11 protein-coding genes are annotated in these 11,430 nt (G+C 68.4%); 7 read left to right on the top strand and 4 right to left on the bottom strand.

The features are described 5' to 3' along the window. Positions 1–5: 5 nt before the first annotated feature. From atpA to ACFU8W_RS27545, 5 genes are all read left to right on the top strand, one after another. Positions 6–1,577 (top strand): F0F1 ATP synthase subunit alpha, encoded by a 1,572-nt coding sequence (atpA, locus tag ACFU8W_RS27565; RefSeq protein WP_124716362.1) that lies wholly within the window; start codon positions 6–8, stop codon positions 1,575–1,577. 3 nt (positions 1,578–1,580) lie between these two features. Next, positions 1,581–2,495, top strand: a complete 915-nt coding sequence (locus tag ACFU8W_RS27560) for a F0F1 ATP synthase subunit gamma (RefSeq protein ID WP_384042411.1) — start codon at positions 1,581–1,583, stop codon at positions 2,493–2,495. After that, positions 2,495–3,937 carry a F0F1 ATP synthase subunit beta gene (atpD, locus tag ACFU8W_RS27555; protein ID WP_384042408.1) on the top strand — a complete coding sequence of 481 codons (1,443 nt, stop codon included), beginning with the start codon at positions 2,495–2,497 and terminating at the stop codon, positions 3,935–3,937. Before ACFU8W_RS27560 ends, atpD begins: the two co-directional genes overlap by 1 nt. Before the next feature lie 110 nt (positions 3,938–4,047). Beyond that, entirely contained in the window at positions 4,048–4,422 is a 375-nt protein-coding gene (locus ACFU8W_RS27550; protein ID WP_345510301.1) for a F0F1 ATP synthase subunit epsilon, read from the top strand. 143 nt (positions 4,423–4,565) lie between these two features. After that, positions 4,566–5,012 carry a DUF2550 domain-containing protein gene (locus ACFU8W_RS27545; RefSeq protein ID WP_345510299.1) on the top strand — a complete coding sequence of 149 codons (447 nt, stop codon included), beginning with the start codon at positions 4,566–4,568 and terminating at the stop codon, positions 5,010–5,012. 214 nt (positions 5,013–5,226) lie between these two features. Here the strand turns inward: ACFU8W_RS27545 and ACFU8W_RS27540 are convergent, their stop codons facing one another. The 3 genes from ACFU8W_RS27540 to ACFU8W_RS27530 form a co-directional block, all read right to left on the bottom strand. Next, positions 5,227–7,101, bottom strand: a complete 1,875-nt coding sequence (locus ACFU8W_RS27540) for a glycosyl hydrolase family 18 protein (protein WP_384042403.1) — start codon at positions 7,099–7,101, stop codon at positions 5,227–5,229. 169 nt (positions 7,102–7,270) lie between these two features. Then, positions 7,271–7,921, bottom strand: coding sequence for a response regulator (locus ACFU8W_RS27535; RefSeq protein ID WP_384042400.1), 651 nt, complete (start codon positions 7,919–7,921; stop codon positions 7,271–7,273). Then, positions 7,918–9,114 (bottom strand): sensor histidine kinase, encoded by a 1,197-nt coding sequence (locus ACFU8W_RS27530; RefSeq protein WP_384042601.1) that lies wholly within the window; start codon positions 9,112–9,114, stop codon positions 7,918–7,920. The genes ACFU8W_RS27535 and ACFU8W_RS27530 overlap by 4 nt, the downstream gene beginning before the upstream one ends. A 151-nt stretch (positions 9,115–9,265) precedes the next feature. On the opposite strand from ACFU8W_RS27530, the gene ACFU8W_RS27525 reads away from it, so the two are divergent. Further along, positions 9,266–9,808, top strand: a complete 543-nt coding sequence (locus ACFU8W_RS27525; RefSeq protein WP_345510296.1) for a hypothetical protein — start codon at positions 9,266–9,268, stop codon at positions 9,806–9,808. 57 nt (positions 9,809–9,865) lie between these two features. On the opposite strand, the gene ACFU8W_RS27520 is transcribed toward ACFU8W_RS27525, so the two are convergent. Beyond that, a complete protein-coding gene (locus ACFU8W_RS27520) occupies positions 9,866–10,438 on the bottom strand; it encodes a cob(I)yrinic acid a,c-diamide adenosyltransferase (RefSeq protein ID WP_266981430.1) in 573 nt (190 codons plus the stop codon). Positions 10,439–10,750: 312 nt separating this feature from the next. On the opposite strand from ACFU8W_RS27520, the gene ACFU8W_RS27515 reads away from it, so the two are divergent. Next, entirely contained in the window at positions 10,751–11,392 is a 642-nt protein-coding gene (locus tag ACFU8W_RS27515; protein ID WP_384042395.1) for a TetR/AcrR family transcriptional regulator, read from the top strand. The last annotated feature ends 38 nt before the right edge of the window (positions 11,393–11,430 follow it).

The following is an 11,430-nucleotide window of genomic DNA, read 5'->3' as shown; positions in this document are numbered from 1 at the left end:
CCCAGATGGCGGAGCTCACGATCCGGCCGGAGGAGATCCGGGACGCGCTGGAGAACTTTGTCCAGTCGTACAAGCCGGACGCGGCCTCGCGCGAGGAGGTCGGTACGGTCAGCGTTGCCGGCGACGGCATCGCGAAGGTCGAGGGTCTTCCCTCGGCCATGGCGAACGAGCTGCTGAAGTTCGAGGACGGAACCCTCGGTCTCGCCCTCAACCTTGAGGAGCGCGAGATCGGTGCGATCGTTCTCGGCGAGTTCAGCGGAATCGAGGAGGGCCAGCCGGTGCAGCGCACCGGTGAGGTGCTCTCCGTCGGCGTCGGCGAGGGTTACCTCGGCCGCGTCGTCGACCCGCTCGGCAACCCGATCGACGGTCTCGGCGAGATCGCGACCGACAGCCGCCGCGCCCTCGAGCTGCAGGCCCCTGGCGTCATGGTCCGTAAGTCGGTGCACGAGCCGATGCAGACCGGCTACAAGGCCGTCGACGCCATGGTGCCGATCGGCCGCGGCCAGCGTCAGCTGATCATTGGTGACCGTCAGACCGGTAAGACCGCTCTGGCCGTCGACACGATCATCAACCAGCGCGACAACTGGCGCTCGGGCGACGTGAACAAGCAGGTGCGCTGCATCTACGTCGCCATCGGTCAGAAGGGCTCCACCATCGCCTCCGTGCGCGGTGCCCTGGAAGAGGCCGGCGCGCTCGAGTACACGACCATCGTCGCCGCCCCGGCGTCCGACCCGGCCGGCTTCAAGTACCTTGCGCCGTACACCGGTTCGGCCATCGGTCAGCACTGGATGTACCAGGGCAAGCACGTCCTGATCATCTTCGACGACCTCTCGAAGCAGGCCGACGCCTACCGCGCCGTGTCGCTTCTGCTGCGCCGTCCGCCGGGCCGCGAGGCCTACCCGGGCGACGTCTTCTACCTCCACTCGCGTCTGCTGGAGCGCTGCGCCAAGCTCTCCGACGAGATGGGCGCCGGTTCGATGACGGGCCTCCCGATCGTCGAGACCAAGGCGAACGACGTGTCGGCGTTCATCCCGACCAACGTCATCTCCATCACCGACGGCCAGTGCTTCCTGGAGTCCGACCTGTTCAACGCCGGTCAGCGTCCGGCCCTGAACGTCGGTATCTCGGTCTCCCGTGTCGGTGGCTCCGCCCAGCACAAGGCGATGCGCCAGGTCTCCGGCCGTCTCCGTGTCGACCTCGCCCAGTACCGCGAGCTGGAGGCGTTCGCCGCCTTCGGTTCCGACCTGGACGCGGCCTCGAAGGCGTCGCTGGAGCGCGGTAAGCGCATGGTCGAGCTGCTGAAGCAGCCGCAGTACTCCCCGTACCCGGTCGAGGAGCAGGTCGTCTCCATCTGGGCCGGCACCACCGGCAAGATGGACGACGTCCCGGTCGAGGACATCCGTCGCTTCGAGAGCGAGCTGCTGGAGTACCTGCGCCGTGAGCGCAAGGACCTCCTGACCAGCATTGCCGAGGGCGCCAAGATGTCCGACGACACGCTGCAGTCGGTCGCCGACGCGGTGGCCGCCTTCAAGCAGCAGTTCGAGACCTCGGACGGCAAGCTTCTGGGCGAGGGCTGATCGATGGGCGCTCAGCTTCGCGTTTACAAGCGCCGCATTCGCTCCGTCACCGCCACGAAGAAGATCACCAAGGCGATGGAGATGATCGCCGCTTCGCGCATCGTCAAGGCGCAGCGTCAGGTGGCGGCGTCGACGCCGTACGCGACCGAGCTCACCCGTGCGGTGACCGCGGTGGCGACCGGCTCCACCACCAAGCACCCGCTGACCACCGAGGCCGACGCACCGGCACGGGCCGCGGTCCTGCTCATCACGAGCGACCGCGGTCTGGCCGGCGGTTACTCCTCCAACGCCATCAAGGCGGCGGAGCGACTGACCGAGCGCCTGCGCGGTGAGGGCAAGGAGGTCGTCACGTATGTGATCGGCCGCAAGGGTGTCGCCTACTACGGCTTCCGTGAGCGCAAGATCGCGGAGTCGTGGACCGGCTTCACCGACAGCCCGACGTATGCGGATGCGAAGCGGGCTGCGGCCCCGCTGATCGAAGCGGTCACCCAGGAGACCGCCGAGGGCGGCGTGGACGAGCTGCACATCGTCTTCACCGAGTTCGTCTCGATGATGACGCAGAACCCGGTGGAGAGCCGGATGCTGCCGCTCAGCCTCGACACCGCGAAGGACGAGGACGGCAAGGGCGAGCTCCTGCCGCTGTTCGACTTCGAGCCGTCGGCGGAGGACGTCCTCGACGCCCTGCTTCCGCGGTACGTCGAGAGCCGGATCTACAACGCGCTGCTGCAGGCCGCTGCTTCCGAGCACGCTGCCCGCCGTCGCGCGATGAAGTCGGCCACCGACAACGCCGGTGAGCTCATCAAGAGCCTCTCCCGGCTTGCCAACGCGGCCCGACAGGCCGAAATCACCCAGGAAATCAGCGAGATCGTCGGTGGTGCCAGTGCGCTGGCCGACGCGACCGCGGGGAGTGACAAGTAATGACGACCACAGTTGAGACGGCCGTTGCCACGGGCCGCGTCGCCCGGGTCATCGGCCCGGTCGTCGACGTGGAGTTCCCCGTCGACGCAATGCCGGAGATCTACAACGCGCTGACCGTCCAGGTGGCCGACCCGGCCGAGAACGGCAAGCTCAAGAAGCTGACGCTCGAGGTCGCCCAGCACCTCGGCGAAGGCGTGATCCGTGCGATCTCGATGCAGCCCACCGACGGTCTGGTCCGCCAGGCCCCGGTGACCGACACGGGTACCGGCATCACGGTGCCGGTCGGCGAGATCACCAAGGGCAAGGTGTTCAACACCCTCGGTGAGATCCTGAACAAGCCCGAGGCCGAGGCCGAGGTCACCGAGCGCTGGCCGATCCACCGCAAGGCGCCCAACTTCGACCAGCTCGAGTCGAAGACCGAGATGTTCGAGACCGGCGTCAAGGTCATCGACCTTCTCACCCCGTACGTCAAGGGTGGAAAGATCGGTCTGTTCGGTGGTGCCGGTGTCGGCAAGACCGTTCTGATCCAGGAAATGATCTACCGCGTGGCCAACAACCACGACGGTGTGTCGGTGTTCGCCGGTGTCGGCGAGCGCACCCGTGAGGGCAACGACCTCATCGAGGAAATGGCCGACTCGGGCGTCATCGACAAGACGGCGCTTGTCTTCGGTCAGATGGACGAGCCCCCGGGCACCCGTCTCCGTGTCGCGCTTGCCGGTCTGACCATGGCGGAGTACTTCCGCGATGTGCAGAAGCAGGACGTGCTCTTCTTCATCGACAACATCTTCCGGTACACCCAGGCCGGCTCCGAGGTGTCCACCCTGCTCGGCCGTATGCCGTCCGCGGTGGGTTACCAGCCGAACCTGGCCGACGAGATGGGTCTGCTGCAGGAGCGCATCACGTCGACCCGCGGTCACTCGATCACCTCGATGCAGGCGATCTACGTCCCCGCGGACGACCTGACCGACCCGGCCCCGGCCACCACCTTCGCCCACCTCGACGCGACGACGGTTCTCTCCCGTCCGATCTCCGAGAAGGGCATCTACCCGGCCGTGGACCCGCTGGACTCCACGTCCCGGATCCTGGACCCGCGCTACATCGCGCAGGACCACTACGACGCCGCCATGCGCGTCAAGGGGATCCTGCAGAAGTACAAGGACCTCCAGGACATCATCGCGATTCTCGGTATCGACGAGCTGGGCGAGGAGGACAAGCTCGTTGTCCACCGTGCCCGTCGCATCGAGCGCTTCCTCTCCCAGAACACCCACGTCGCCAAGCAGTTCACCGGCGTGGACGGTTCGGACGTTCCGCTCGACGAGTCGATCTCCGCGTTCAACGCGATCGCCGACGGTGAGTACGACCACTTCCCGGAGCAGGCGTTCTTCATGTGCGGTGGCATTGAGGACCTCAAGGCCAACGCCAAGGAGCTCGGCGTCTCCTGAGCCCATGGCTCACCGAGGGGGGCGGGTGCGTCCCGTCCCCCTCACCACGCCCCGTAGAATTGACCCAACACCCGGCTCCAACGGCCGGGTGGTGACCCGAGGAGCCACTCTTGGCTGCTGAGCTGCACGTCGAGCTGGTCGCCGCGGACCGCAGTGTCTGGTCCGGCGAGGCCACCCTGGTCGTCGCGCGTACCACGTCCGGCGACATCGGCGTCATGCCCGGTCACCAGCCGCTTCTCGGTGTGCTGGAGTCGGGCCCGGTGACGATCCGTACGAGCGAGGGCACAACCGTAGTCGCGGCTGTGCACGGCGGTTTCCTCTCGTTCGCGGATGACAAGCTTTCGCTGCTGGCGGAGATCGCCGAGCTGGCGGACGAGATCGATGTCGAGCGCGCCGAGCGTGCGCTCGAGCGTGCGAAGTCGGACGCGGACGGCGCCGCCGAGCGTCGCGCCGATGTGCGAATTCGCGCGGTGGCGGTGCGTTAGGCACCCCGCCGAATGTCTTTACCCTCAGCCGCGGCCCGAGCTGGAACTCTCCAGACCGTGCCGCGGCTGAGGCGATGCAGGTGCAGTTGCAGGTGCAGTCCGGGTGGTATCCGTTACTCGACGATGCGAGGAGGTCGGTGGAGATGGTCCTCGCTTTGTGGGTGTGCGGCCTGGTCGTCGTACTGGTTGCGGTGGGTCTCTTCGTCTTCGGTCTGCGCCGGCGGCTGATCCAGCGCTCCGGTGGGACCTTCGACTGCAGCGTGCGGTGGAACGTGTCGGCCGAGCCCGATCTCTCGGGCAAGGGCTGGGTGTACGGCGTTGCGCGCTACAGCGGCGACCGTATCGACTGGTTCCGCGTCTTCTCGTACGCTCCCCGGCCCCGCCGGGTCCTTGAGCGTTCCGCGATCGAGGTGCTCGACCGGCGGCTGCCCGAGGGCGAGGAGGAGCTGGCACTGCTCTCCGACGCCGTCGTGCTCGGCTGTCTCCACCGGGAGACGCGCCTGGAGCTGGCGATGAGCGAGGACGCCCTGACCGGTTTCCTCGCCTGGCTGGAGGCGGCTCCGCCCGGCCAGCGGGTCAATGTTGCCTGAGAAGGGCCTCGCTCGAAGGGGGGCCCGGTCCTCCCGGACTGTGTCCGGGGGAGGGTGAGCGTCGGCTGAGGCCCGTAACGGCACACGCGGCACGGACACCACACGCGGCACGGGGAGGACCACAGCACGGCGAAAACCGGGGAGACAGGGGGCGGACCTGTCTCCCCGGCTGCTTTCCGGGGTCGTGCGCCGATCCCCAAGGGGACCGTGGGGGTTACTTCAGACCGTTGTTGATCGCGCTCACGAGCTCACCGTTGCTGGTGTCGCCGCTGAACTCCCAGAAGAACGCGCCTCCCAGGCCCTGGCTCTTCGCCCAGGTCATCTTGGACGCGATGGTGGCCGGGGTGTCGTAGCTCCACCAGTTGGTGCCGCAGTGCGCGTACGCCGTGCCGGCGATCGTGCCGGTGGCGGGGCAGCTGGTCTTGAGGACCTTGTAGTCCTCGATGCCCGCCTCGTACGTACCGGTGGCCGCACCGGTGGCGGTGCCGCCGGGCGCGTCCTGGGTGACGCCGGTCCAGCCGCGGCCGTAGAAGCCGATGCCGAGCAGCAGCTTCGAGGCGGGGACGCCCTGGGCCTTCAGTTTGGCGATCGCGTCGGACGCGTTGAAGCCGGCCTGCGGGATGCCGTTGTACGAGGTGAGCGGGGAGTGCGGGGCCGTCGGACCCTTGTCCGCCCATGCGCCGAAGAAGTCGTACGTCATCACGTTGTACCAGTTCAGGGACGTGGCGGCGCCGGCGTAGTCAGCGGCGTCGATCTTGCCGCCGCTGGAGCCGTCGGCGGTGATGGCGGCCGTCACCAGGTTGTTGCTGCCGAACTTCGAGCGCAGTGCGGTGGTGATGTTCTTCAGCGCGGCAGGACCGCTGGTGTCACAGGTCAGACCGCAGGCGTTGGGGTACTCCCAGTCGATGTCGATGCCGTCGAAGACATCGGCCCAACGGGGGTCCTCCACCAGGTCGTAGCAGGACTGGGCGAACGCGGCCGGGTTCTTCGCCGCCTCGCCGAAGCCGCCGGACCAGGTCCAGCCGCCGAAGGACCACAGGACCTTGATGTTCGGGTACTTCGCCTTGAGCTTGCGCAGCTGGTTGAAGCTGCCGCGCAGCGGCTGGTCCCAGGTGTCGGCGACCCCGTCGACGGACTTGTCGGCGGTGTACGCCATGTCGTAGTCGGCGTAGGCGTCACCGATCGCGCACTTGCCGCCCGTCACGTTGCCGAAGGCGTAGTTGATGTGCGTGATCTTCGCGGCGGAACCGGACGTGTCCAGGTTCTTGACGTGGTAGTTCCGGCCGTAGACGCCCCAGTCGGTGAAGTAACCGAGGCTGACCTTGCCGCCGGTGCCCGGGTCGGGGGTGCCGCCGCCGGTGGTGTGGACCTTGACCGCACCGCTGGCCGGGCCGGTCTGGTCGGCCGTGTCACGGGCCTGGACGGTGTACGAGTAGTCGGTGCCCGCGGTGAGACCGGTGTTGGTGTACGTCGTACCGGTGACCGTGGCGACCACGGCGCCGTCACGCAGCACGTCGTAGTTCTTGATGCCGTTGTCGTCGGTGGCGGCGGTCCAGCTCAGCTTCACCGAGGTGTCGGTGATCGAGCTCGCCGTGGGGGTGCCGGGAGCGGAGGGCGCGTTGTCGCCGGGAACGCTGCCGCCGTCACAGGAGGCACCGTTCAGCTTGCAGCCGGTGGGGGCGCCGGGACCGGCGCCGTTGAAGCCGAAGCTGACGCTGGCTCCGGGGGCGACCGAACCGTTCCAGCCGACGTTCTTGGCGGTCCAGTGGGTTCCGGAGTTGGTGACGGTGGCGTCCCAGGCGGATGTGACCGACGTGCCGGAGGGGAAGTCCCACTCGATGGTCCAGGAACTGAGCGCGGTGGTGCCGGTGTTCTTCACCGTCCACTGGCCCTCGAAGCCGGTGCCCCAGTCGGACTTCTTGAGGTACGTGGCAGTCGCGGAGGTGGCGGCCTGGGCCGGGGCGGCCAGTCCGACCATCGCGGCGAGGGGGAGCAGCAGCGCGGTGAGGCCTGCCATCACTCTCGTACGGGTGGTGGTGGCCGGACCGAATCTGAATCCGGTTCGGCGTAGGGGGGTTTCGGTGCTCAACGGTGCTCCTCGGGTGAGGTCCGGACAAACGGGGGTGGTCCGTGGACTGCAAACCCTGCGCCGCCCTGAGCCCGCCTTGTCATGGCGTGCTCATCGCAGTGTGCTCGGTGAGATTAGGAAGGTCTGGACCAATCGTCAAGAGGTCTGGACCATGGATCGCTGCTCGACCTCAGATGCCCAACTCCTGTGCCAGCACCGCGGCCTGGACCCGGCTGCGCAGATCCAGCTTCCCCAGCAAGCGGCTGACGTGCGTCTTCACCGTCGCCTCCGCCATCGAGAGCCGCACCGCGATCTCGGCGTTCGACAGCCCCTGGCCCAGACATTCCAGCACCTCGCGCTCGCGTCGCGTCAGCGCGTCGAGGACCGCAGGATCGGGTGCGCCGGCCGCTCGCGCCGGGGCGGTCCCGGCGAACTCCGCGATCAGACGACGCGTCACGGCCGGGGCGATCATGCCCTCGCCGCGCGCCACCGTACGTACCGCTTGGAGCAGTTCATGCGCCTCGGTGTTCTTCAGCAGAAAACCCGCAGCGCCCGCACGCAGAGCGCCGAAGACGTACTCGTCCAGATCGAACGTCGTCAGCACCAGCACATCGGCCAGCCCCTCCGCCACCACCTGCCGCGTCGCCGACACCCCGTCCAGCCGGGGCATCGACACGTCCATCAGCACCAGATCCGGGCGCAGTTCACGGGCCAGCCGCACAGCCGCCTCGCCGTCCGGTGCCTCCCCGACCACTTCGACATCGGGCGCGCTGCGCAGAATCAGTACCAGCCCCGCCCGCACGGCCGACTGGTCCTCCGCCACCAGTACCCGGATCGTCATCCCTTCACCGTCCTTTCCTCGACGGGCAGTTCGGCCCGCACCCGCCAGATCTTCGGCCCGTCCCCGATGGTGACGGGTCCCGCCGCGATCCCGCCGCCCAGCAGCGCGACCCGCTCCTGCATCCCGACGAGGCCTGCCCCCGCCCCCGGTGCGCGCGGCCCCGGGCGGTCCGCGAGCATGCTCGTGACCTCCACCGTCAGCAGCCGTCCGGCCCGCCCGAGCCGCACCCCCACCGGGCCCGGCGCGGCATGCTTGAGCGCGTTCGTCAGGGACTCCTGGACGATCCGGTACGCGGCCAGCTCGACCGGCGTCGGCAGCGCCCCCTGCTCGCTGCGCGTGTCCTCAAGGGTGCAGGTCAGCCCGCTCGACGCGGCGACCGTACGGGTCTGCTCGATCAGTGCGTCCAGGGCAGCCAGGGTCGGCGCGACGCTCGGTTCGGCCCTCTTGCTCCCGGTACGGAGCAGCCCGATCAGCCGTTGCATCTCGGCCAGTCCCTCGACGCTGTTCTGCCGGATGACGCCGAGCGCGTCCCGGGAGGTCGAGGGCTCGTCGATGGAGAGCGCCGCGGTGGAGTGGATGGCGATCGCGGAGAGATGGTTGGCGACCATGTCGTGCAGTTCACGGGCCATCCGGGCACGTTCGGCGGTCACCGCCTGCGTCCGGTCCATCTCGGCCAGCAGCGCCGTCTGTTCGGCGCGCAGCTGTGCGGTCTCCGCGGCGTCCCGGTGGTTCCTTACGCTGACCCCGGTGATCGCGGGCCCGAACGAGACCAGGCCGGAGACGATGCCGATGAGCAGCGCCTCGGGGCTGCGGAACCAGGCCAGGAACCCGATCGTGACCGCGACCGTGATGAGGAACGTGGTCACCGGGATACGCCGGGCGGCGGCCGGGGACCCGTACACCACCGCCGCGTACACGAGGTCCGTGAACATCAGCACGGTCGCCAGGTTCCCCGGCGTGAACTGATCGGCCGCCAGTGCGAGTGTGCCGATGACCAGCGCCGTTCGGGGCGCCGATCTGCGCAGCAGCTCCAGGGACGACATCACCGCGAGAGGCGGCAGGGTGGCCCACACGGAGTCGAAGAGCCGGCCGGTCTGCGTGGCCAGACCGACGGCCGCCAGGGATACACCGCTGAACAGCCCGATGACCGCGATGAGTACGTCGTGGCGGTGCGGGCGGGCAGGAAGGAGCACCTCCCCATCCAACACGGCTGTCGCGCCTCGGGCCTCCGTACCCGGGGTGATACGCGACTACATCGAAGGATGCAGTCGCAGTTCGTCACCGGCGACGACGAAGTGCGCAGGTGGAGCAGGCAGGATGAAGGGGATCGGGAGGAGAAGTGCCGTGATCGTCACGCTGATCGTGCTCTGCGAGATCGCCTTCTGGGTGCTGCTGGCCGCGGGACTCGCGCTGCGGTACCTGGCGAAGAAGCCGAGGCTCGGGGCTGCACTGCTGCTGTGCGAGCCGCTGCTGGAGCTCGTGCTGCTGGTGGTGGCGGCCATCGACCTGAAGAACGGCGCCGAGCCGGACTGGAAGCACGGACTGGCCGCGGTGTACATCGGCTTCACCGTCGGACTCGGGCACTCGACCATCACGTGGGTCGACGCCCGCGTCGCCCACCGGTTCGCAGGTGGCCCGCCGCCGGTGAAACCGCCGAAGTACGGGATGCCGAGGGCGGTCCACGAGTGGCGGGTGGCGGCGCGGTGGGTGGTCGCGGCGGTGACCGCGCTGGCGCTGCTGGAAGGGGCGATCCTGTACGTGGGCGGGGACGGGGACGTGGGGTCGCTGCGGTCGTGGCAGCAGACGATGCTCTTCGTGATCGGGATCAATCTGATCATCGCCGCGAGCTACACGGTGTTCCCCAAGCGGGCGAAGGCGGAGCGGTAGGCACCGGTCCCGTCCGGCCGGCGTTGTCCTCGAACGCCGGACGGGACCAACCCTGGCCTACCGCTCCCCGCCCGGTACCCACAGCACGTCGCCGACTTCCTTGTTCGCCGTCCTCGCGAGGATGAACAGCAGGTCGGAGAGGCGGTTGAGGTACGTCGCGGTCAGCGCGTTCATCACCTCGCCGTGCACCTCCAGCGCCGCCCAGGTGGACCGCTCGGCCCGCCGGACCACCGTGCACGCCTGGTGCAGCAGCGCCGCCCCCGGCGTACCGCCCGGCAGGATGAAGGACCGCAGCTTCTCCAGCTGCTCCAGGAAGTGGTCGCAGTCCGCCTCCAGCCGGTCGACGTAGTGCTGCTCGACCCGCAGCGGGGGGTACTTCGGTTCCTCGACGACCGGCGTCGACAGATCCGCACCCACGTCGAACAGGTCGTTCTGCACACGGACGAGGACCTTCACGACCTCCTCCGGCAGCTGCCCGAGCGCGATCGCCGTACCGATGACGGCATTGGCCTCGTTGGTGTCGGCGTACGCCGAGATCCGCAGATCGGTCTTGGCGGTGCGGCTCATGTCGCCGAGGGCGGTCGTGCCCTGGTCGCCGGTACGGGTGTAGATGCGCGTCAGATTGACCATGCGGCCGAGCCTAGTGCCGCGACCGGAAAGGTTCACCGGCTCGCGGCGTCCGTCACGGCACCTGGCTGCGTTGTCGCCTCACCCGGGTTTCCGGTCGCAGTACTGGCTCCACCACCCCGTACTGCCTCTCGCCGATGATGCCGAATCCGCAGAACGAAGCGCCGAAGAGGGCGAGTTGGAGGACCGGTCCACGTGCCGGCGCCGACCGGCCCGGTTGCGGTGAGGGTCGGCACGGCACCAGAAAAACAGGGTCCCTGAAACTTTGCGGTGACACCAAAATTTAAGTGACATCAGAAAAGCTAGGATGGCGGTATGGCAGAGGGGCTCAGGGAGCGGAAGAAGCGGCAGACCAGGCAGCACCTCTCGGACGTGGCCACAGCACTCTTCCTGGAGCGCGGCTTCGACGCGGTCACCATCGCCGAGATCGCGCAGGCCGCCGAGGTCTCCGTGAACACGGTCTACAACTACTTCCCGACCAAGGAGGACCTGTTCCTCGACCGCAGCAGCGATGTCGTCGGCCTCCTTTCGCGGTACGTGCGCGGCCGCCACCGGGGCGAGTCCGCCGCCGACGCCGTCCTGCGCGAGCTGCGCATCCAGGTCGAAAGCGTCTCGTCGACGGTCGGCCTGATCGAGGGGTACGAGCGCTTCATGCGGGTCGTCCACGAGGCCGACAGCCTCAAGGCCCGCCACTGGTACATCCAGCAGGATGCGCTCGTCCATCTGGAGACGACCCTGCGCGAGGAGGCCGGCGCAGGCCCCGGCGACCCGCTGCCCCTGCTGGTGGCCGGTCAGCTCTCCTGGGTCCACTCCACCCTGCTCGGCCACATCGGGCGCGAGATGGTCGCCGGCCGCAAGCCCGCCGAGGTGTCCCGCGAAGCCCTCGTCCTCCTCGACGAGATGGAGGACGTGCTCGGGGACAAGGTGCTCAACTACGCGCGACGCGCTGCGGAATGATGCGTGCCGGTGTGATGTCCGTCATGTGAGACGTGACG

Source organism: Streptomyces sp. NPDC057565, from assembly GCF_042801455.1.
Taxonomy (GTDB): Bacteria; Actinomycetota; Actinomycetes; order Streptomycetales; family Streptomycetaceae; genus Streptomyces; species Streptomyces yanii.
Note: the sequence above shows the minus strand (reverse complement) of the source record. Positions and strands in the feature narration are given on the sequence as shown.